The sequence below is a fragment of the Allobosea sp. P5_A5 genome, assembly GCF_056400625.1.
The window spans coordinates 192,434-211,949 of record NZ_JBFUKY010000005.1; the positions used below are offsets into that span (position 1 = coordinate 192,434).

19 protein-coding genes are annotated in these 19,516 nt (G+C 66.1%); 3 read left to right on the forward strand and 16 right to left on the reverse strand.

What is annotated here, in order from left to right:
• Entirely contained in the window at positions 1–2,082 is a 2,082-nt protein-coding gene (locus tag AC1DR6_RS12510; RefSeq protein WP_476829559.1) for a hydantoinase/oxoprolinase family protein, read from the reverse strand.
• A 94-nt stretch (positions 2,083–2,176) separates the two neighbouring features.
• Entirely contained in the window at positions 2,177–3,685 is a 1,509-nt protein-coding gene (locus tag AC1DR6_RS12515) for an ABC transporter substrate-binding protein (RefSeq protein ID WP_476829560.1), read from the reverse strand.
• A gap of 215 nt (positions 3,686–3,900) precedes the next feature.
• Between AC1DR6_RS12515 and AC1DR6_RS12520 the strand changes: the two genes are divergently transcribed.
• Both AC1DR6_RS12520 and AC1DR6_RS12525 read left to right on the forward strand, forming a co-directional pair.
• Entirely contained in the window at positions 3,901–4,587 is a 687-nt protein-coding gene (locus AC1DR6_RS12520) for a GntR family transcriptional regulator (protein WP_476829561.1), read from the forward strand.
• Positions 4,588–4,604: 17 nt separating this feature from the next.
• On the forward strand, positions 4,605–5,687 hold the full coding sequence (locus AC1DR6_RS12525; RefSeq protein WP_476829562.1) for an NAD/NADP octopine/nopaline dehydrogenase family protein: 1,083 nt from the start codon (positions 4,605–4,607) through the stop codon (positions 5,685–5,687).
• A 48-nt stretch (positions 5,688–5,735) separates the two neighbouring features.
• Here the strand turns inward: AC1DR6_RS12525 and AC1DR6_RS12530 are convergent, their stop codons facing one another.
• On the reverse strand, positions 5,736–6,665 hold the full coding sequence (locus tag AC1DR6_RS12530) for a LysR family transcriptional regulator (protein ID WP_476829563.1): 930 nt from the start codon (positions 6,663–6,665) through the stop codon (positions 5,736–5,738).
• 137 nt (positions 6,666–6,802) lie between these two features.
• Here AC1DR6_RS12530 and AC1DR6_RS12535 point away from each other — a divergent pair, with 137 nt between their 5' ends.
• Entirely contained in the window at positions 6,803–7,720 is a 918-nt protein-coding gene (locus AC1DR6_RS12535; protein WP_476829564.1) for an alpha/beta fold hydrolase, read from the forward strand.
• Between the two features lie 81 nt (positions 7,721–7,801).
• On the opposite strand, the gene AC1DR6_RS12540 is transcribed toward AC1DR6_RS12535, so the two are convergent.
• From AC1DR6_RS12540 to AC1DR6_RS12600, 13 genes are all read right to left on the reverse strand, one after another.
• Positions 7,802–8,713, reverse strand: a complete 912-nt coding sequence (locus AC1DR6_RS12540; RefSeq protein ID WP_476829565.1) for a homocysteine S-methyltransferase family protein — start codon at positions 8,711–8,713, stop codon at positions 7,802–7,804.
• Positions 8,710–9,432, reverse strand: coding sequence for a GntR family transcriptional regulator (locus tag AC1DR6_RS12545; RefSeq protein WP_476829566.1), 723 nt, complete (start codon positions 9,430–9,432; stop codon positions 8,710–8,712). The genes AC1DR6_RS12540 and AC1DR6_RS12545 overlap by 4 nt, the downstream gene beginning before the upstream one ends.
• A gap of 10 nt (positions 9,433–9,442) precedes the next feature.
• Complete coding sequence (locus AC1DR6_RS12550) at positions 9,443–10,213, reverse strand: ABC transporter ATP-binding protein (RefSeq protein ID WP_476829567.1); 771 nt, start codon at positions 10,211–10,213, stop codon at positions 9,443–9,445.
• Entirely contained in the window at positions 10,210–10,911 is a 702-nt protein-coding gene (locus tag AC1DR6_RS12555; RefSeq protein WP_476829568.1) for an ABC transporter permease, read from the reverse strand. Before AC1DR6_RS12555 ends, AC1DR6_RS12550 begins: the two co-directional genes overlap by 4 nt.
• Before the next feature lie 3 nt (positions 10,912–10,914).
• On the reverse strand, positions 10,915–11,640 hold the full coding sequence (locus tag AC1DR6_RS12560) for an ABC transporter permease (protein WP_476829569.1): 726 nt from the start codon (positions 11,638–11,640) through the stop codon (positions 10,915–10,917).
• Between the two features lie 19 nt (positions 11,641–11,659).
• A complete protein-coding gene (locus AC1DR6_RS12565) occupies positions 11,660–12,526 on the reverse strand; it encodes a transporter substrate-binding domain-containing protein (protein WP_476829570.1) in 867 nt (288 codons plus the stop codon).
• A 37-nt stretch (positions 12,527–12,563) separates the two neighbouring features.
• Positions 12,564–13,685 (reverse strand): M20 metallopeptidase family protein, encoded by a 1,122-nt coding sequence (locus AC1DR6_RS12570; protein ID WP_476829571.1) that lies wholly within the window; start codon positions 13,683–13,685, stop codon positions 12,564–12,566.
• Positions 13,686–13,948: 263 nt separating this feature from the next.
• On the reverse strand, positions 13,949–14,656 hold the full coding sequence (locus AC1DR6_RS12575) for an ABC transporter ATP-binding protein (RefSeq protein ID WP_476829572.1): 708 nt from the start codon (positions 14,654–14,656) through the stop codon (positions 13,949–13,951).
• A gap of 1 nt (position 14,657) precedes the next feature.
• The gene (locus AC1DR6_RS12580; protein WP_476829573.1) at positions 14,658–15,416 is read right to left on the reverse strand and encodes an ABC transporter ATP-binding protein; all 759 of its coding nucleotides are present in this window, start codon (positions 15,414–15,416) and stop codon (positions 14,658–14,660) included.
• Entirely contained in the window at positions 15,413–16,450 is a 1,038-nt protein-coding gene (locus AC1DR6_RS12585) for a branched-chain amino acid ABC transporter permease (RefSeq protein WP_476829574.1), read from the reverse strand. The genes AC1DR6_RS12580 and AC1DR6_RS12585 overlap by 4 nt, the downstream gene beginning before the upstream one ends.
• Positions 16,443–17,333 (reverse strand): branched-chain amino acid ABC transporter permease, encoded by an 891-nt coding sequence (locus tag AC1DR6_RS12590; protein WP_476829575.1) that lies wholly within the window; start codon positions 17,331–17,333, stop codon positions 16,443–16,445. The genes AC1DR6_RS12585 and AC1DR6_RS12590 overlap by 8 nt, the downstream gene beginning before the upstream one ends.
• 85 nt (positions 17,334–17,418) lie before the next feature.
• Positions 17,419–18,600 (reverse strand): ABC transporter substrate-binding protein, encoded by a 1,182-nt coding sequence (locus AC1DR6_RS12595; RefSeq protein ID WP_476829576.1) that lies wholly within the window; start codon positions 18,598–18,600, stop codon positions 17,419–17,421.
• A gap of 85 nt (positions 18,601–18,685) precedes the next feature.
• Positions 18,686–19,489 (reverse strand): enoyl-CoA hydratase/isomerase family protein, encoded by an 804-nt coding sequence (locus tag AC1DR6_RS12600; RefSeq protein WP_476829577.1) that lies wholly within the window; start codon positions 19,487–19,489, stop codon positions 18,686–18,688.
• Between the last annotated feature and the right edge of the window lie 27 nt (positions 19,490–19,516).

Sequence of the window (19,516 nt, forward strand, 5' to 3'; positions counted from 1 at the left end):
TCAGCCCTCGATAATGAGGTTGAGATAGGCATCGACCGTCGCGACCTGTCCCGGCAGGACCAGCGTGGTCGAGTCCATCTGGTCGATGATGGCGGGACCCGCGACCGCATGGCCGGGACCGAGCAAAGCGCGGTCGTAGATCGGGCACTGGGTGAGGCCACCGCTTTCCGGCAGCCAAACCTCGCGATGGGCTGTGACAGCGGCCTCGGCCGGGCCCGTCGCTGGCGGGTAGGCCTTCAGGTCGGCTTTCGGTACGAGACCGACCGCCTCGATGCGCAACGTCGTCACCTGCACTGGCTCCTCGGCGGCGATATAGCCGTAAACCTGCTGATGAATGCGCTCGAACTCCGCCCGCAGCGTGACGAGAGCCTCGGCGTCGATCCGGCCGGTGGAACAGGGTACGGTAAGCTCGTAGCCTTGGCCGCCATAACGCATGTCGACCGAGCGCAGCAGCGAGCGCCGCTCTTGCGGGATCGCTTCCTGGGTGAACCAGTCCTGCCCGCGCGCTTCCAGTCCCGCGAAGCCGCTTTCCATGCCCGGCGCGCCATCGGGGCTGAGAGGCAGGAGGCGGGTCAGCGAGAGATTGGTCCGCAAATCGGTCAGCAACAGGCCAAGCGCGCACATGATGCCCGGATATTTCGGGACGACGAGGCGAGGTATTTCCAGCTCGCGAGCGAGCCTGGAGGCATGGATCGGGCCGGCACCGCCGAAGCCGAGCATGACATAATCGCGCGGATCATAGCCGCGCTCGACCGAGATCACGCGGATCGCCTTGGCCATGTTGGCGATGACGACGCTGATGATCCCTTGTGCCGTCTCCATCACGCCCAGGCCGAGCGTGTCGGCCAGGCGGCCGATCGCGGCCTTGGCGCGGGCCTGGTCGATCTTCATACGGCCGTTCAGGAGATGCGTCGGGTTCAGAACCTGTAGCACGACGTTCGCGTCGGTGACCGTCGGCTCCTCGTTGCCGCGACCGTAGCAGACCGGGCCGGGATCGGCGGCAGCCGAGCGCGGGCCGACCTTAAGCAGGCCGCCGGCATCGATGTGGGCGATCGAGCCGCCGCCAGCGCCAACCGTATGGATATCGAGCATCGGCAGCTTCAGCGGATAGCCATGCACGACGGCGTCGTTCGACATTTGCGGCCGGCCGCGATCGATCAGCGACACGTCCGTGGAGGTTCCGCCCATGTCGAAGGTGATGACATTGTCGAAGCCCGCGAGCCCGCCGACCGACAAGGCGCCGATGACGCCGGCGGCCGGGCCGGAGAGCACGGTGCGGGCGGGAAAGTTCTGCGCGACCTCCGATGAGATGACGCCGCCATTGGACTGCGTCAGGTGCGGATGGGCGTGGATGCCGATCTCGGCCAGCCGCGGCTGCAGCTTTGAGAGATAGGACTTCATGATCGGACCGAGATAGGCGTTCACGACCGTGGTCGAGAGCCGCTCATATTCGCGGAACTCGGGCGCGACCTCGTGCGAGATCGAGAAGAAGACGCCGGGCATCTCCTCCGCCAGGATCTCCTTGACGCGCTTTTCATGCGCCGGCTCGACGAAAGAAAACAGGAAGCAGACTGCGACTGTCGTGATGCCGTCCGCCTTGAGCTTGCGGGCGGCGGCACGAACCTCATCCTCGTCGAGCGCGGTGTGGATGCTGCCGTCGAAGCGGACCCGCTCGCTGACCTCGAGCCGCTTGTCGCGGGACACCAGGATACGAGGCTTCTGCGTCTGGATGTCATAGAGCGAGTCGCGCTTCTGCCGGCGCAGCTCCAGCACGTCGCGAAAGCCCTTGGTGGTGATCAGCCCCGTCTCGGCCCCGCGCCCCACGATCAGCGCGTTGGTCGCGACGGTAGTGCCATGACCGAAATAGACGACCTCGACCTGCCGCCCCGTTGCCTTGGCGACCTCGGCAACGCCCTGTTCGATGCCGCCGGCGATGCCGAGCGAAGGGTCCTGCGGTGTGCTCGACACCTTCCAGACATGGATTTCGCCATGCGTCTCGTCGAACATGCAGACATCGGTGAAGGTGCCGCCTGAATCGACGCCGATGCGCAGCTTCAGGGCGGTTTGGTCTTGAGCGGTCATGACGTGATGGCGATCCGGTTGATCGTAAGGTCAGACAAAGCCGCCCCGTCGGCAGGCGGTTAAGCCTGCCATCGAGGTCGCCGTATCGGGGGTATCAGCGCGTCTTGATGTCGATCGCGCGGACCCAGTCGTCGCCGCGCGCCTGCCAGGCGATGCCCTTCGACTGGGCGTAGGTGATCGGCGTGAAGAACATGAAGATCGAGGGAGATTCCTCGCAGAGCTGCCTGGTCAGCTTGCGGTAGAGTTCGGTGCGTCTGGCGGCGTCGTTGGTCGAGCGCGCGGCCTTGGCGTCCTCGTTGAAGCGCGCATTGTCCCAATAGGATTGCGGGTTCTCCTTCTCCCAGAAATTCAGGAGCCCGCCGGCATCGAGTGTCGGCCATCCCAGGCCGAAATAGGCGGAATCGCCGAGGTTCTTGGCGACGATGTATTTGTTCATGAAGGCGCCGAATTCCATCTCGCGCAGCTTCACGGTGACGCCGATGTCGGCGAGCTGGGAGGCGACGACCTGCGCGATGTCGGAGGCCTGGATGTATCGCCCCGTCGGCACCTCCAGATCCATCGTCAGGCCGCCACCGAGGCCGGCCTCGGCCAGCAGCTTCTTTGCCTGGGCCGGATCATAGGGCGCCGGCTTCAGCTCGGGATTATAGCCGAAATACACGGGCGAGAGCGGCTGACAGGCGCTCACCTCGGCGAGGCCGTCGAGGAGACCGTCATTGATCGCCTTGCGGTCGATGCCGAGATTGAGCGCGCGCCAGAGCTTAGGGTTGTCCTTGAAGGGGGCCTTGAGCGCGTTGAGCTTGATGAACATGCCGCGGGTGCCGGCCACGGAGCTGGCGTCGGCCTTGCCGCCGGCTCTGATGCGGGCGATCTCGGATGTCGGGAAGCCGGTGATCAGGTCGACGTCGCCCGCCTGCAGTGCCGCGATGCGCGAGGAATCTTCCGGGACGATGCGGAAAGTGACGTTCTCGAAAGCGGGCTTCTCGCCCCAGTAATCCTGACGCGCCTTCAGCACGACGCGGTCGCCGCTGGCGAAGCGCACCAGCTCGTAGGGACCGCTGCCGAGCGCCGTGACGGAGGGGTTGTTCTCCGCCGTCCATTTCGGCGGCATCAGCAAAAACATCGACATCTGGTCGGGCAAGTCGGGATAAGCGCCCTTGGTGGCGAATTCGACTGATGTCGGCGAGATGACCTTGACCTCGCCGATGGCTGCAAACCACGGCTTGTTACGCGCGCCGGTCTTGGGGTCGAGAACGCGCTCGACATTCCACTTCACCGCCTCCGCATCGAGCTTTTCGCCGTTGGAGAAGGTCACGCCCTCGCGCAGCGTGAAGCGCCAGGCCGTGTCACCGATCGCCTCCCATTTCGTTGCAAGGCCCGGGCGAAGCTTGAGGTCCGGGCCGCGGTCGACGAAGGGCGTGTAGATATGCGCGGCGACGCTAAGATCGGTGCCAACGGTCGTCGACTTGTCGGGATCGAGCGTGTTGACGTTGCTCGACAGGGCGATGGTCAGATCGCGCGCCGACGCCGGCATGAGCAGGGCAGCGGAACCGACACCGAACGCGATGGCGGCGAAGAGCGGGTGAGCGAAGGCCTTGGCTCGCATGACAATCCCCTGTTCCTGACTTTGGCGCCAATGTTGCGTTCGTGATTGGCTTCTGTCAATCGTTGGTCGGAGGATGCTTTGCTCAATGAAGGTGCAGCTCAGGAGAATTCATCTCCGCCGTGCTCAATGAGGCGGCCGACGAATTGCAGACCAACGGCAAAGCAGGTGAAGATGGCCGCGAAATGCAGGGATCCGTCTGCGGAAACATGGCGCTGATGACTTTGGATACGGGACAAGGCGGCGGGACCGGCACTGAGGCGCGCAGCGCACGGATGGCGGGAGGCAGCGCGTCGCGCGCCCGGGACCTCGCCAGGCTGATCGAGAAGGACATCAGCACCGGCCGGCTCAGCGCCGGCTCCTGGCTGAAGCAGGTCGATCTCGAAGCGCAGTACAACGCCTCACGGCTTGATATCCGGCAGGCGCTGGACCGGCTCGAAGAAAAAGGCTTCGTCAAGCTGGAGGCCAATCGCGGTTACCGTGTCGAGACTTTCGACAAGGAGCGCTTCCGCAACGTCGTGACCATTCGCGCGATCCTCGAGGTCGCGGCCGCCGCGGAGGTGTTGAGGCATATCGACGAAGCCGGGCTGGTTCGGTTGCGGCAGCGGGCGGACGACTTCGCCGAGGCCGTCAGCACGGGGACCGTGGTCGCGCAGGAAGAGGCAAACTCCGCTTTCCATGCGGCGATGCTCGCATTCTGTCCGAACGGCGATCTCGTTTCGATGATCTTCGATTTGCGCAGCCGCGTTCCCGTCACGCTGACGCGTGAAAAGAACACCGCGGCGCTGCTCGCGAACACGGTGCGCGAGCATTATGAGATCGTGGAGCGCCTGCGCGAGCGCGACGGGCCCGGTCTACAGGCCATCGTGCGCAAGCATGTGCTCGGCGGCCTCGAAACCGTCTGATCGCAAGGAAACCACCCATGCGTGTTGCCATCATCGGCTTCGGCGGAATCGGGCGTGGCTATACCGCCTACCTGACGGCTCAGGGGCACGAGCCGGTCATCTGGTCGCCCAGCGGCGCGGCGGCTGACGATTTTGGCGATGATGCGCCGTTGACCGCCACTGGCAAGCTCGAAGCCGTGGTGCCGTTGCACATCGTCCCCGATTGCGCAGAGGCCATCGATGGCGCGGACGCGGTCATCGTCGCGGTGCAGGCCAATGGCTTCAAGATGGTGCTCGATGCGATCGCCCCGTGCCTGACCGCCGGGCAGATCGTCATCGTCAGCGCCCACTGCTCGTTTGCGGCGCTTTATCTGCACCGCCTGCTGCGGCAACGCGACATCGACGTCCCGATCGCGGTCTGGGCGACGACCGCGCTGACCGCGCGCAAAAGCGGGCGTCGCAGCGTCCATATCTCAGGTCTGCGGGCGAAGCTCGATGTCGCCACCCTGCCCGTCCGCCACGCGCAAACCGGCCTCGAGACCTGTCGCACGCTGTTCGGGGATCGCTTCGAGCCGCGCGAGGATGTGCTCGCGATCATGCTCAGCAATCTCAACCCCCCGGCCCATGTCGCCAACATGCTCGGCAACCTGACGCGCGCCGAACGCGGGGAGGATTGGCCGAACTACGGCTCGATCACCACCGGCGTCGGCCGCATCGTCGATGCCATGGATGTCGAGCGCCTGATGCTGGCAGACGCCTTCGGCCTTTCGGTCCGCAGCGTGCAGGACCACTATGTCCATTCCTTCGGCGTCGCCCCCGGCCCCGTCGGCGAAATGGCTGCGGCGGTCTACGAGAACCGCCCGGAACTTCTCGGCCCCAAGACGCTGGAGACGCGCTTCATCACCGAGGACGTGCCTTTCGGGCTGGTCCCTCTGGAGGTGCTGGGGCGAGTGACGGGCGTCGCGCTGCCCTTGCACGAGGCCGGCATCGCGCTGTTCGACGCCATCTGTGCCCGTAGATTCCGCATGGACAATGATCTGCTGCCAGCGCTCGATCTGGGCCGCCTCTCCGCCGTCGAACTCCATCAGGAATTGCGGGGCGAAGGGACAGGTCACCGCTAACGGGATCGATCACACTCAGGCTCGATTGGCTCGATGCCAACGGACATGTCAGTCCGTTGAAGCGCATTCATGAGATTCGAAACGCTCCCAGTAAGGGGGTTGGCCGAAAGCTTGACGGAGGCAATCGGCAAACGCCCGGAGCTTGGCTGATGGCCTTCGGCCCTCGGGGTGCGCCAGGTAGATGGCTTCCATCTCCGGCTGCACGCCGATATCGATGAGGTCGAGCCGGCCGCTGCGGATCTCGGCTCCGACGATGAACAGCGGCAGCAGGGCGATGCCTAACCCCGCCAGGGCGGCATCCCGCATCATGTCCCCATTGTTGACCCGCAGGCTGGAGCGCCCGCGCACGCTGACCATCCCCTTCGGGCTTTGGAAGCGCCAGTCGCCGCTGCCCCGGTTCGTATAGAAGATGCCGTCATGCCGATCGAGTTCCGCCACGGAGGCCGGGCTGCCGCGCCGCTTCAGATAGTCCGGAGCGGCGACCAGCACTCGGCGGCTTGGGGCCAGCGTCCAGGCGACAAGGCGGGAATCCGCAATCGGGCCATGGCGCAGCACAGCATCATAGCTGTCCGCGCCGGCCTCGACGCGCCGATCGTCGAGATCGAGCGTCAGCTCGATGTCAGGATGCCGTGCGAGGAAAGGGTAGATCGCGGGGCCGAGATGCATGCGGCCGAAGGTGACGGGCGCCGAGATCAGCAGCGGCCCGGCCAGCGTGCCACGGCGCTCGGTCATGTCGGCCGAAGCTTCCTCGACCTCGCGGGTGATGCGCACGGCGCGTTCAAGAAAGGCCGTGCCGTCTTCGGTCAGCGTCAGCCTGCGGGCACTGCGATGAAGAAGCGCGGCACCGAGGCTGCGCTCCAGTTCGGCCAGGCGATCGCTGACGACCGATTTCGACAGGCGCAATCGACGAGCGGCCTCGCTCAACGAGCCGGCATCCGCGATGGCGACGAAGGTCGCGATGCCGTCGAGCTTCAACATCGTTCGGTTTTTCCGGACTTCATTTTCGTCCGCACGATGCTAATCCGAACGAAAGGCGAATGCTACGTTGCCTCAAGCCAACGGGGCTGACAGCGACGGTCATGAGCGACCGCCCTCCCGGTGGAGGGGGATAGATTATGTTTAAAATCGTTTTGACGCTTGGTGCTCTTGTCTTTGCAGGGCCTGCGGTCGCGCAGGTTCCCGATTTTCCGGCCGCGTTCACGACGCAGGAGATCGCCACCAACGGCGCCACCCTTCATGTCCGCGTCGGCGGCCAAGGTCCGGCGGTGGTGCTGCTGCACGGTTATGGCGAGACCGGCGACATGTGGGCGCCGATGGCGGCCGATTTGGCGCGGGACCACATGGTGGTGGTGCCGGATCTGCGCGGGCTTGGCCTCTCGTCCAAACCGGCTTCCGGCTTCGACAAGAAGACCCAGGCCGGGGATGTCGCCGGCGTGCTCGATGCGCTCAAGATCGAACGCGCCGATCTGGTGACGCATGACATCGGCAATATGGTCGGCTTCGCCTTCGCGGCGCAGCATTCGCAGCGCGTCGGACGTTTCGTCCTGATCGACGCGCCGGTGCCCGGCGTCGGGCCCTGGGAGGAGATCCTGAAGAACCCGCTGCTCTGGCATTTCCGCTTCGGTGGGCCGGACATGGAGCGGCTGGTCGCAGGGCGCGAGCGCATCTATCTCGACCGCTTCTGGAACGAGTTCTCGGCGACTCCCGCCCGCTTCAGCGAGGCCTCGCGCGAGCATTATGCCAAGCTTTATGCCCTGCCCGGCGCGATGCATTCCGGGTTTGCCCAGTTCGCTGCCTTCGACCAGGACGCGATCGACAACCGCGCCTATCTCGCCGCCGGCGGGAAGCTGACCATGCCGGTGCTGGCGGTCGGTGGTGAGAAGTCCTTCGGCACGATGATGGCGGTGGTGATGCGGGCCGCGGCAACGGACGTCACCGAAGGCGTCATCCCGAATTCAGGACACTGGATCATGGAGGAAAATCCGAACGCAACGGTCGCCATGGTCCGCGCCTTCTTCGACAAGAGGCGATAGTCCAGCCAGCCGGTCCGGGGCGGTTGGACGGGCACCGCCCCGGTGTCCATCAGCGAAGCTGACGGACACCGGGGCTGACGTTCAATCAGCTCGGAATTCCGTGTGGAGCGCGCAGATCGCGTCCGGGCCGATGCCGCAGCATCCGCCGATGATGCTGGCGCCACGGCGGCGCCAATCCCGTCCGAAGTCGCGATAGCGTCGCGGCCCGACATCGTCTCGCAGGTCGCTCAGTCCCTCATTCGCCGCGGCGTCCCCGGTCTTTTCCGGGAAGGCGTTGGCGTAGACGCCGATCGGAATGCCGTTTTCGCCGAGCACAAGGCGGGCGATATCGACGGCCGGACCCATGACCTCCGGCTGGCTGCAGTTGAAGAGCACGGCAGCAGCGCCGGCATCCCGAACGGCAGCGACGGCGTCTGCGACGCTTTCACCGGAGCGCAACGCAGGCGAGCCCGTGGCCGCGTCCTGATCCAGCAGCGTGAAGGAAATCCAGATCGGCTTGCCTGTCGGGCGCACGGCCGCGCAGGCCGCCAGCGCCTCGGCGATGCAGCTCTGGGTCTCGGCCAGGAAATGATCGACGGATGGCAGCAGCGCCGCGACCAGCACCGCCAGCATGGACGGCGCGCGGGCAGCATCGAACAGATCGGGGCGATAGGAGCCGAACAAAGGCGGCAACGAACCCGCGACCGAAATTGTGCGGCCGCTGCGCAGCCTTTCCTCATCGGCGGCACGCCGCGCGAGTTCGCCCGAAAGAGCGGCCAGCCGCGCCCCGTCCCGCACGAAGCGCTCTTCGCCGATATGGAAGGGCACGACCGCATAGCTGTTCGTGGTGATGATCTCCGCGCCGGCTTCGATGAAGGCGCGGTGGGCGGCGATGACGGTTTCAGGCGCTTCCATCAGCGCGAGCGCCGACCATTCCGGCTGGCGGAACGGGGCGCCCATGCGCTTCAGTTCACGGCCCATGCCGCCATCGAGAACGACCACCTTGTCCGTCATTGCCGCTCGCTTTTTCCGACTGCTGCTTCAAGGTTCTGACTGCGCGCCGCAACGAGCCCCCGATATCCATCGAGATCGGCCGCCAGGCTGGGATCGATATGGGCTCGTACCGCGCGTTGGGCCTCGTCGGACGTGCCGCGCGTCACACCCTCGAACAAGGCGCGATGATCGGCTTCGAGCGGGAAGCGCGCGGGCCAATGCGTCTCCGACCAGCGATAGAGCCATTCCATCTTGGCGGAGAGGGCGCCGTAGCGCTTGATCAGATGGCGATGATGGGTGGCCTCGACGATCGCCCGGTGGAAGCCGAGATCGGCCGCGAGGCGCTCGTCGATGGAGCCTGTCTCCGCCGGTGCCAGCCGCACGAAGGCGGCAGCGACCAGGCTGAGCCCGCGCTCCTCGCCTCGCTCGGCAAGGATGCGGGCCGCCAGCCCCTCCATCGCCTCTCGCAGGGTATAGATTTCCCAGATGACCTGGCCGTCGAGGCTCGCCACACGCCAGTTCGAATAGGGCGCGCGCACGACGAGTTCATCGGCCTCCAGCGCGAACAAGGCGGTCCGCACTGTGCCGCGCCCAACACCGAGCCGGCCCGCCAGCGCGATCTCGGTCAGAACCTCATCCGGTGGGAGCCGGCCATGCACGATCTCGTCCCGCAAACGGCGCATGGCCACATCGGCCAGGCTCAGGCGCTCGATCGGCTGCTGATCCTCGGTCAGTGGCAAGGTCCCGCCCTCAGCCTCCGCGCTGCATACCGACGAAGCGGCGGGTCCGTTCGGAGCGCGGATCGAGGAAGACCTGCTCCGGCGGGCCTTCTTCCTCGACGTGCCCATCCTGCAGATAGATCGCGTGGTTGGAGACCTCGCGGGCGAAGGCCATCTCGTGGGTGACGATCAGCATCGTGCGCCCTTCCTCGGCCAGCGCCCGGATGACGCGCAGCACCTCGCCGACCAGCTCCGGGTCGAGCGCCGAGGTCGGCTCGTCGAAGAGCAGGGCGCGGGGCCGCATCGCGAGTGCGCGGGCGATGGCAACGCGCTGCTGCTGGCCGCCGGACAGATGCGCCGGCCAGGCGTCGAACTTGTCGGCGAGCCCGACCTTGGCGAGCATGGCCTCAGCCTCCTCGCGACATTCCGCGCGCGGGCGCCCCTGCACGTGCAGCGGCACTTCCATGACGTTCTGCAGCGCCGTCATGTGCGGCCAGAGATTGAAGCTCTGGAAGACGAAACCGAGCTGGCTTCTTACCCTGCGGACCATCTGCCGTTCGGCACGCGAGAAACGGTGGCCCGCATCCTTGATGCGAATCTGCGCATCGCCGACGCTGACCTCCCCCTGATCCGGGATTTCGAGCAGCGGAATGCAGCGCAGCAACGTGCTTTTGCCGGAGCCGCTGGCACCGATGATCGCGATGACATCGCCGTCGCGGGCGGCGAGATCGATTCCGCGCAGCACTTCCTGCCCGCCGAAGCTCTTACGGATCTGGCTCAGCTTGACCGTGATCGGCTTCATGCCACGCTCCGGGCGCTTGTCGGGCGGCGATAGGGTGTGAGGCGCTGTTCCAGCAGGTCGATCGCCCGCGCGATCACCGTCACCAGCACGAGATAGATCGCCGCCGCGCAGAGAAAGATTTCGATGGCGCGATAGGTCTCGGATACCTCGGCGCGCGCGATGCCGGTGATCTCCATCAGGGTCACCACGCTGGCGAGCGAGGTGGCCTTGACCATGCTGGTGACCTCCGCGCCATAGGCCGGCAAAGCCTGGCGGAAGGCCAGCGGCAGAATGATCCGGCGCAGCATCGTGAGGCGTGTCATCCCGGCGACGCGGGCGGCCTCGATCGCGCCTGCCGGCACCGCCCGAAGCCCGCCCCGCAGGATTTCGGAGGTGTAGGCCGCATCGTTCAGCATCAGCGAGAGCAAGGCGCAGACATAGGGCTCCCGCAGCAGGGGCCACAGCACGGAATGGCGCACTGCCGGGAATTGGGCCAGCCCGTAATAGATCAGGAAAATCTGGATCAGCAGCGGCGTGCCGCGAAAGATGTAGACATAGAAATCGGTGATGCGCGCGCCGACCCAGGACGAGGCCCGTAAACCGGAAAGTCCGAGCGCGATCAGGCCGCCGCCGAGCAGGGACAGCACCGCCAGCAGCAGCGTTAGCGGCAGGCCGGCAAGCAGCTTGGGGAAAACCTGGGCGATGAAGGCGATGTCCATCGCTCAGCCCCGGCCGGTCGCGGCGGGCTGCCCGCGCATGGAGCGCCATTCGGCGATGCGGAAGACAAAGCCGGAGATGGTGGTGATGACGAGATAGATCGCGCCCCCGGCGAGGAAGAACAGGAAGGGCAGTTCGGTGGAATTCGCGGCCACCGTTACCGCCCGCAGCGTCTCGACCAGCCCGGTCACCGAAACCAGCGCCGATTCCTTGATGACCGATTGCCACTGATTGCCGAGGCCGGGCAGCGCGGTGCGCAGGGCCAGGGGCGCGATGATGCGCCGGAACATGGTCCAGCGCCCCATGCCGGTGACCCGCGCGGCCTCGAGCGTACCCGGCGCGATGGCATGGAAGGCGCCGCGGAGGACCTCCGCCTGCGCGGCGCCCGACAGAAGGCCGATGGCGAGGCAGCCGGCGGCGAAGCCACTGATCTCGACCGGGCCGACGTGCCCGAACTGCCTGGCGACGACCGAGGCGATCTGCCGGCCGCCGAAGTAGAACAGATAGATGACCAGCAGATCCGGGATGCCGCGCATCACCACGCCGTAGCCTTGGGCGAGACGCTGCACCGGGGCCGCACCGGCGAGACGGGCCCAGGCGAGAAGCGTGCCGAGCCCGAGCCCGATCGCAAAGGCGCAGGCCGAGACGGCGAGCGTCATCAACCCGCCGTTCAGCAGCGCCTGGCCCCAGCCCTCCGGGCCGAAGCCGAGCAATGTCAGGCTGTCGTCCATCCCGTCCCGCCCGTCTTCGTCAGCTCGCGGGCGTGATGTCCATCTCGAACCACTTCAGCGCCAGCTTCTTCAGCGTGCCGTCGTCGATGGTCGACTTCAGCGCCTTGTCGAACATCTCCTTCAGCTCCGGGTCGTCCTTGCGCAAGCCGACCGCCGACCCGACGCCGAGCAGGCCGCCGGTGAAGAGATAACCGGACTGGATCATCTCGCCGTTCGACTTCTTGGCGTTGGCCTGCATGTTGATCTGCGAGGCCATCACCGCGTCGACCCGACCGCTCTTGAGATCGAGGAAGGTGTCCGGTCCGGACGAATAGGTGCGGATGGTCACGACGTCCTTGAAATAACGGTTGAGGACGTCGTTCTGGATGGTGGAGACCTGCACGGCGACGGTCTTGCCGGCCAGTCCCTTCGCGAGCTCGTCAATCGCCTTCTTGGCGGCGGCCTCATCCGCGAAGGGAACACGCGGGGCGCCCGTCCCAGGCAGCGACTTGATGCTGCCTTCCTTCATGATCGCGAAGCCGGAACCGGCCGAGGCGTAGGGGCGAGAAAAGGCGATGACCTCCTCGCGCTTCGGCGTGATCGAAACAGCGTCCATGATGGCATCGTATTTGCCGTCGGTCAGGCCGGGGATCATGCCGTCCCAAGCCTGTGCGATCATCTCGCATTTGATGCCCATGCGGGTCGACAGCTCCTGCAGCAGTTCAGGCTCGAAGCCGATCAGGCGGCCGTCCGGGGCATGCATGTTGTAGGGAGGAAATGCGCCCTCGGTGGCGACGCGGATCACCTTCCACTCCTTGGCGGCGGCGGATCGGGGGGTCGCGCCCAAAGCAAGACCGGCGGCGGCGCCGAGGCCGAGCTTGAGGAAATCGGAGCGGTTGATCGTCATGGCGAGCTCTCCAGGGCTTTGTCGCAAGGGCGCGGAATCAGGACAGGAGGTCGAGCGCGGTGCGGGCAAGTGCCGCGACGCCCAGCCCGATGCAGCGCTCATCCGGTTGGTAGTTAGAATTGTGGACGCGGTCGTCTCGGCCGGGCTGCGATGAGCCGACCAGCAATTGGCAGGACGGGATGCGTTCCGAAAAATAGGAGAAATCCTCGGCGCCGAAGCGGCCCTCGAGCTGGTCGATCCTGTCGGCTCCGAACTGCGCCGCGAGCGAGCCGATCACCGCATCGACCACGCCGTCGTCGTTGACCAGAGCTGGAGCGCCGCGCTTGTAGTCGATATCGCAGGTGACGCCCATGGCGGCGGCGACACCCTCGCAGATGCGGCGAAAGGCGGCTTCCATCGCATCGCGGCTCTCGGGCGAGCGGCAGCGCACGGTGCCCTGAAAGAGGCAATCGTCCGGGATGATGTTATGCGTCGAGCCGCCCTGGACATGGCCGATCGTCAGCACCGCCGAGCGGGTGGGATCCATGACGCGCGAGATCGCGGTCTGCAGCTGCATGATCATCGCAGCCGTTGCCACGATCGGGTCGAGCGCCGAATGCGGGCGGGCGGCATGACCGGACTTGCCGCGCACGACGACATCGAACTCGTCGCTGGACGCGGTCGAGGCGCCCCGGACATAGCCGAAGCGGCCGACCGGGATTTCCGGACGGTTGTGGAAGGCGAGTGCAAAGGTCGCGCCATCGGCGGCCCCGTCGGCGACCATGGCCGCGGCTCCGCTTTCCACCGTCTCCTCCGCCGGCTGGAAGACCAGCCGGATGCTGCCGCGAAACTGCGGCGCCATCGTCTGCAGGACGGACGCGACGCCGAGCAGCGTCGCGGTATGGAGATCATGACCGCAGGCGTGCATCTTGCCGGGTATGGTGCTGGCGAAAGGGAGCCCCGTGAGTTCTTCCATCGGCAGCGCGTCCATGTCCGCCCTGATCAGAAGGCAGGGCCCGGGCGCCCCGCCCGCGATCTCCGCGACGACGCCGGTGCGCCCGACGCCACGCCGCGGGGAAAGGCCGATCCGTTCCAGCTCCTGCGCGACAACCTCGGCCGTCCGCACCGTCTCGAATCCGATTTCGGGATGGGCGTGAATATCGCGACGGATGGCGATCAACCGCGGCTCTATAGCCGCCACATGCCGTTGGATATCGGCGGCGGGATCGTTTGGGCGCTCGGTGGACATCGTAGCCTTGACGGATGGTAATGACGTCAAAACTTCGCACAGATCCTTAGCCGTCGCAATCTGACCGAGGATCGACAATCGACAATTGCTTGCTAAAATTGAGCGTCATCAGAGCAGGCTGTTCCAACCTTTGCCCGCTGCCCTGTCCTCCCGCGTCAAGAGATCCCGCTGGCCTGGGACATAGCGCCTCGGCATCAGACCGCCAGCGCCGCCAGGAGTCGTTCTCGATCAGCCTCGTCCTCTGCGTCACCGGCGAGCACGATCCGCCCGCGCTCCATCACGACGAAGCGGTCGGTCACCGACAAGGCCTCATGCACATTCTGCTCCACGAGCAGCACGATGCAACCGCGCTCGCGCAATTCGCGCACGATGGCGAAAACCTCGGCGACGATCATCGGGGCCAGCCCCTCGCTGGGTTCGTCGACGAGCACGAGCCGAGGCTCGCCGACCAGAACGCGCGCCATGGCGAGCATCTGCTGCTCGCCGCCCGACAGCGTCGTGCCGAACTGGCGGCGCCTTTCGCCGAGACGGGGAAAGCGGTCGTAGATCAGCTCGACCGCGGCTCGCTCGGCTTTGGCCGACCGGCCTCGCACCTGCAGCAGACCGAGCTGAAGGTTTTCCTCGACGGTGAGCCCGGGGAAGATGCGCCTGTCCTCGGGCACCAGCCCGACGCCCAGGAGGCAAATCCGGTCGGGCGACAGCCCGGTGAGGGGCTTGCCGCCCAGCGTGATCGCGCCTTGGCTAGGCTTGACCCAGCCGGCGATGGTCTTGAGCAGCGTCGTCTTGCCGACGCCGTTGCGGCCGAAGATGCCGATAACCTCGCCCGGCGCGGCCGACAGGTCGATGCCCTGAATGACGTGGCTCAGGCCGTAATGGCTGTGCAGTCCGTTGATCGCGAGCATGTCAGGGATGTCCGAAATAAGCGGCCTGCACGGCCGGGTCGGCGCGCACCGTGGCGGGGGGGCCCTCGGCGAGCTTGCGGCCCTGATGCATGACGACGACATGGTCCGAAAGGTTCATGACGAGGCCGATATCGTGCTCGATCAGCAGCACGCTGACGTCGCGGCTGAGTTCGCGCACGAGCTTGGCCGTGTCAGTCGTGTCGGCATGGCTCATGCCCTGCGTCGGTTCGTCGAGCAGCAGGATCTTCGGCTCCGAGGCCAGGCAGACCGCGATCTCGAGGCGTCGCTGGTCGCCATGCGAAAGATTGCCGGCGAGTTCGTCGCGCTTGTGGCCGAGCTGGAAGCGTTGGAGCATCTCGCTCACCTTGGCGAGCGCCCGTGTCGAGCGGCCGATCGGCAGGAAGGCGCGCGCCTTTGGCTCCAGCACCTGTGCTGCCATCCGCAGGTTCTCGGCCACCGTCAGCTCGGGGAACAGATTGGTTATCTGGAACGAGCGCGACAGCCCGGCTGCCTTGGTGCGGGCGGGCGAGGCGCCGGTCATGTCGACGCCGTCGATCAGGAGCCGCCCCGATTTCGGCTTGAGCGCGCCGCTGATCAGGTTGAACAGCGTCGATTTCCCCGCACCATTGGGTCCGATCACGGTGGTGATGCGGTTGCGCTCGGCGCTGAAGCTGACGCCGTCGACCGCCTTCAACCCGCCGAAGGCGATGCCGAGGTCGCGGATTTCCAGCACCGGCTGACTCATGGTGGGGTTTGTCATGGCGTGGTGCTCTCGGGCTCCAGCGTGTCGGTTGCGGCGAGACCGGGTTCGGGTGCCCCGCCGACCAGGCGCGCCTCGATGCGCGGACGAACGAAGCCGACGATCCCCTTGGGCAGGAACATCACGCAGACCATGAACAGCAGGCCGATCACGATGAGGTGGTGTTCGGTCCAGCTGCCGATGATCGATTTCAGCACGACGAGCAGGACCGAGCCGTAGATCGGGCCGATCAGCGTGCCGACGCCGCCGAGGATCACCGAGATCACGGCATTGCCGGAGGTGGCGAAGAACATCAGCTCGGGTGAGACGAAGCCGCGCAGCATCGGATAGAGCGCCCCCGAGAGCCCTGCAATCAGTCCGGCCCACACATAGGAGAACATCCGCGCCCGCCAGACCGAATAGCCGAGGAAAGGCACCCGCTTTTCATTGGCTTTGAGCGCGGTCAAAACCCGCCCGAACGGGGTGCCAAGCAGATAGGCGGTCAGCCCGTAAAGTCCCATGATGATCGCCAGCACGATCAGGAAGAACCCGACGGGGTTGCCGGCCGAAACCGAGACCGGGCCGAAGCCGATGTCGATCACCGGGATGCCGATCATCCCGTCGGAGGCGCCGAGATCGCGGGTGTTGTAGACGACCTTGGCGACGACCTGCGCCAAGCCGAAGGTGATCAGCGCGAAATACACGCCGCGGACCCGGTTGGCGATCAGCCCGCCGATGATCGAGGCCGCGAGCGTGACGCCGCCCGCCGCAGACATCGCCAGCCAGAATGACGGCACCTTCAGCAAGGTCAGCGCCGAGACATAGGCGCCGATGCCGAAATACAGCGCCTGACCCAGCGAGAGTGCCCCGGAATAGCCGAGCAGCAAATCCACCGACAGCGCCAGCCCCGCGAAGATCAGCGCCTCCGTGCCGAGCCGGAGATAGAAGGTGTCCCCCGTCGCGGCGCCGATGGCGGCGAGCGCCACCGCGCCGACGACGAAGGCAAGCGCCAGCACATGGCTCGCGCGCATCGATTGCGTCAGCCGGTCACGCATGTCCGAGCCTCCCGAACAGCCCCTGCGGGCGGAAAACGAGGAAGGCGACCATGGTCCCGAACACGATCGGGTCGGTCCAGACCGGCGAGATGACGAGGCTCGCCAGCGCCTGGACTTGCGTCAGCAGCAGGCCTGCGACGACCGCCCCCCAGATCGAGCCCATGCCGCCGACGATCACCACGGTGAAGGCGAGCAGGATGAAATCGCGCCCCATGGTCGGGAAGACGGAGTAGATCGGCGCGAGAAGCACGCCTGCGAGCCCCGCCAGCGCTACGCCGAAAGCAAAGGTGCCGGCATAGACCAGGGCCACCGGCACGCCGAGCGAGGCCGCCATATTGCGGTCAAAGGCGGCGGCGCGCACCATCGCGCCGAGGCGGGTGCGGTAGACGACATAAGCGACGCCCGCGACGATCGCCGCGCCGACCACGATCAGGAAGAGCCGGTAGTTCGGCACGATGATGCCGGCGAGCTCGGTTGCCCCCGGGATCGGGGTCCGCGGGCGCAGGGTGTTCGGGCCGAAGACCACTTTGAGCAGGTCCTCCACGATGAGCGAGAGGCCGAAGGTGACAAGCAGCGTGGTGACATGCCGGTCCTGGCTGTCGAAGACCGGCCTGATCAGCAGACGCTCGGTCGCCATCCCGAGCGGCACCATGAGAACCGGCACCAGCACGAGCAGAAACCAAAAATTGATCCCGGCCGCGCCCAGCGCCAGCGCCGCATAGGCGCCGATGGCGTAGAACTCGCCATGGCTCATGTTGATGACGTCGAGCATGCCGAAGATGATCGTCAGCCCGAGCGCGACCAGCACGACGGCGACCCCGAGCGAGAGGCCGTTGACGACCTGCGGCGCCAGCACGAATTGGAAGTAGTCAACGGCATTCATGGCAAGTGCTTTCGCGAGGGGCGGCCGGACCCCTCCCGTGTGAAGGGAGGGGCCGGCGCCTGTCTTGAGAACCGGGATGCGGACGTCAGAACCGGGTGCAGGTGTCGGGGCCGATCGCCTTGTCGGCATCGACCCGGTCGATGATGTCGAACTTGCCCTTGGTGACGCGCACCACATACATCGGCTGCATCGCCTGATGGTCGCCGGCGCGGATGGTCTTGGTGCCCTGCGGGGTCTGCCAGCTCAGCCCGCGCAGCGCTTCGCGGACCTTGTCGGTCTCGGTCGAGTTGGCTTTCTCGACAGCGGCCTTGTAGGCGAAAAGCAGGCCGTAGCTGTCGGCCCCGTAGAGGTCGGGATCGGCCTTGTTGGCCTCGCGAAAGGCCGCGACGAAGGCCTTGTTCTCCGGCGTGTCGATCTGCGGTGAATAGCCGACGCCGGTGGCGAAGCCTTCAGCCGCATCGCCGATCGCGCCGATGTTCTGCGAAGTCACCGTCCCGGAAGCGCCGACGACCTGCAGGTTTGTCAGAAGGCCGAAATCCTGGAGCTGGGTCAGCAGCCGGACCGTGTCGTTGCCGGCCACGGAGGTGTAGAGCACCTGCGGGCGCGAGGCGCGGATCTGGCCGAAATACTGGGTGTAATCCTTGGAATCGAGCGGTGCGAACACCTCGCCACCGCTCGGCGCGCCCGATTTCTCGGCGCTGCTCTTGAACGCCGCGACCGTCGAGCGGCCCATCTCATAGTCGGGGCCGAGATAATAGACCTTAGCCTTCGGCTTTTCCTTGGCGAGCCAGGCGGCGAGCGCGACCGATTGCTGTTCGGCGCGCGCGTTGACGCGGAACATGTTCGGCGAGCATTTGTCGGTGGTGATCGAGTCCGCGAAGGAGACGGTCGTCGCCGCAAGCTTGGCGTTGCGCTCGGCCAACTGCGCGACGGCGAGCGTCGAGCCGGAATTGACCGTCCCGGTCAGAAAATCGACCTTTTCGACCTGGAACAGCTTTTCGGCCTTCTGCACGGCGACGGAAGGGTTGGCCTCCTCGTCCTCGAACAGCAGGTTGACCTGCCGGCCGGCGATGCCGCCGGCGGCGTTGATCTGCTTGGCGGCGAGCTCCAGGCCCCAGCGCACCTGCTGGCCGATCGGGGTGTAGGTTCCCGACAGCGGCGTAACGACGCCGACCTTGATCGGGCTGCCCTGAGCGAGTGCCCCACTGGTGACTGTCGTCGCGGCGAGCAGGCCAACGGCAGCAGCGAGATATCCGTTTGTCTTCATGGTCGTTTCCCTCGGTTTTGATTATTGTTTTGCAGTGTCGGTTCGGATGACCCGCGCGATGTCGCCCGTGCGGGTCATCGCGGGATCAGCGCCCGGTGAAGTTCGGTGCGCGCTTGGCGTGGAAGGCCTCGACGCCCTCGCGGAAGTCGTCGGACTGGCGCAGGCGGCTATAGCAATGCCCTTCCAGCTCGATCGCGATCGCCAGCGTCGAATCCTCGGTATCGTTGAGCAGCTTCTTGGCGGTGCGCTGGGCGATCGGCGAGAAGGAGCGCAGCTCGTCGACGAGCCGATCGGTCGCGGCTTCGAGGTCGGCGTCCGGCACGCATTCGGTGGCGATGCCCCAGTCGAGCGCCTGCCGGCCCGGAATGCGCCTGGAACGCATCACGATGTCCTTGGTCCGGGTGATGCCGACGATCTTCTGCAGGCGGGCCGAGCCGCCCGAACCGGGGATTTGCCCGAGCTTCTGCTCCGGCAGCGCGTATTGGCAGGTCTCCGAGACGATGCGGAAGTCGCAGGCGAGCGAGATCTCGAAGCCGACGCCGAAGGCATAGCCGCGATTGGCGACGATGACCGGCTTGGAGCAGCGCGCGGGCGCGGCGATGTTCCAGGCGAGCTTCGAGACATGCTCCGGGGAAGCCTCGAGGAAGCCCTTGATATAACCGCCGGAGGAGAAATGCTCACCGATGGCGCGCAACACGATGACGCGGACGCGGTCGTCTTCGTCCAGCGCCTCGAATGCCTTCCGCAGTTGGTCGCGCTGCGGCATCGAGACGGTGTTCATCGGGGCGCGGTCGAGGATGATGTCGGCGCGCTCGCGGGCAGGATCGATCTCCACGCGGAAACCGTCGAGGCCGGAGAGATCGGGGTGGGTCGGGCTGGCTGGGTTCATGCTGGTCGTTCTCGATTGCTGGGAGTG

What these genes read in the sequence shown, in the direction of transcription:
- AC1DR6_RS12510 (WP_476829559.1), bottom strand. Translation starts at nt 2,082, where the DNA reads ATGACCGCTCAAGACCAAACCGCCCTGAAGCTGCGCATCGGCGTCGAT.
- AC1DR6_RS12515 (WP_476829560.1), bottom strand. Translation starts at nt 3,685, where the DNA reads ATGCGAGCCAAGGCCTTCGCTCACCCGCTCTTCGCCGCCATCGCGTTC.
- AC1DR6_RS12520 (WP_476829561.1), top strand. Translation starts at nt 3,901, where the DNA reads ATGACTTTGGATACGGGACAAGGCGGCGGGACCGGCACTGAGGCGCGC.
- AC1DR6_RS12525 (WP_476829562.1), top strand. Translation starts at nt 4,605, where the DNA reads ATGCGTGTTGCCATCATCGGCTTCGGCGGAATCGGGCGTGGCTATACC.
- AC1DR6_RS12530 (WP_476829563.1), bottom strand. Translation starts at nt 6,665, where the DNA reads ATGTTGAAGCTCGACGGCATCGCGACCTTCGTCGCCATCGCGGATGCC.
- AC1DR6_RS12535 (WP_476829564.1), top strand. Translation starts at nt 6,803, where the DNA reads ATGTTTAAAATCGTTTTGACGCTTGGTGCTCTTGTCTTTGCAGGGCCT.
- AC1DR6_RS12540 (WP_476829565.1), bottom strand. Translation starts at nt 8,713, where the DNA reads ATGACGGACAAGGTGGTCGTTCTCGATGGCGGCATGGGCCGTGAACTG.
- AC1DR6_RS12550 (WP_476829567.1), bottom strand. Translation starts at nt 10,213, where the DNA reads ATGAAGCCGATCACGGTCAAGCTGAGCCAGATCCGTAAGAGCTTCGGC.
- AC1DR6_RS12555 (WP_476829568.1), bottom strand. Translation starts at nt 10,911, where the DNA reads ATGGACATCGCCTTCATCGCCCAGGTTTTCCCCAAGCTGCTTGCCGGC.
- AC1DR6_RS12560 (WP_476829569.1), bottom strand. Translation starts at nt 11,640, where the DNA reads ATGGACGACAGCCTGACATTGCTCGGCTTCGGCCCGGAGGGCTGGGGC.
- AC1DR6_RS12565 (WP_476829570.1), bottom strand. Translation starts at nt 12,526, where the DNA reads ATGACGATCAACCGCTCCGATTTCCTCAAGCTCGGCCTCGGCGCCGCC.
- AC1DR6_RS12575 (WP_476829572.1), bottom strand. Translation starts at nt 14,656, where the DNA reads ATGCTCGCGATCAACGGACTGCACAGCCATTACGGCCTGAGCCACGTC.
- AC1DR6_RS12580 (WP_476829573.1), bottom strand. Translation starts at nt 15,416, where the DNA reads ATGACAAACCCCACCATGAGTCAGCCGGTGCTGGAAATCCGCGACCTC.
- AC1DR6_RS12585 (WP_476829574.1), bottom strand. Translation starts at nt 16,450, where the DNA reads ATGCGTGACCGGCTGACGCAATCGATGCGCGCGAGCCATGTGCTGGCG.
- AC1DR6_RS12590 (WP_476829575.1), bottom strand. Translation starts at nt 17,333, where the DNA reads ATGAATGCCGTTGACTACTTCCAATTCGTGCTGGCGCCGCAGGTCGTC.
- AC1DR6_RS12595 (WP_476829576.1), bottom strand. Translation starts at nt 18,600, where the DNA reads ATGAAGACAAACGGATATCTCGCTGCTGCCGTTGGCCTGCTCGCCGCG.
- AC1DR6_RS12600 (WP_476829577.1), bottom strand. Translation starts at nt 19,489, where the DNA reads ATGAACCCAGCCAGCCCGACCCACCCCGATCTCTCCGGCCTCGACGGT.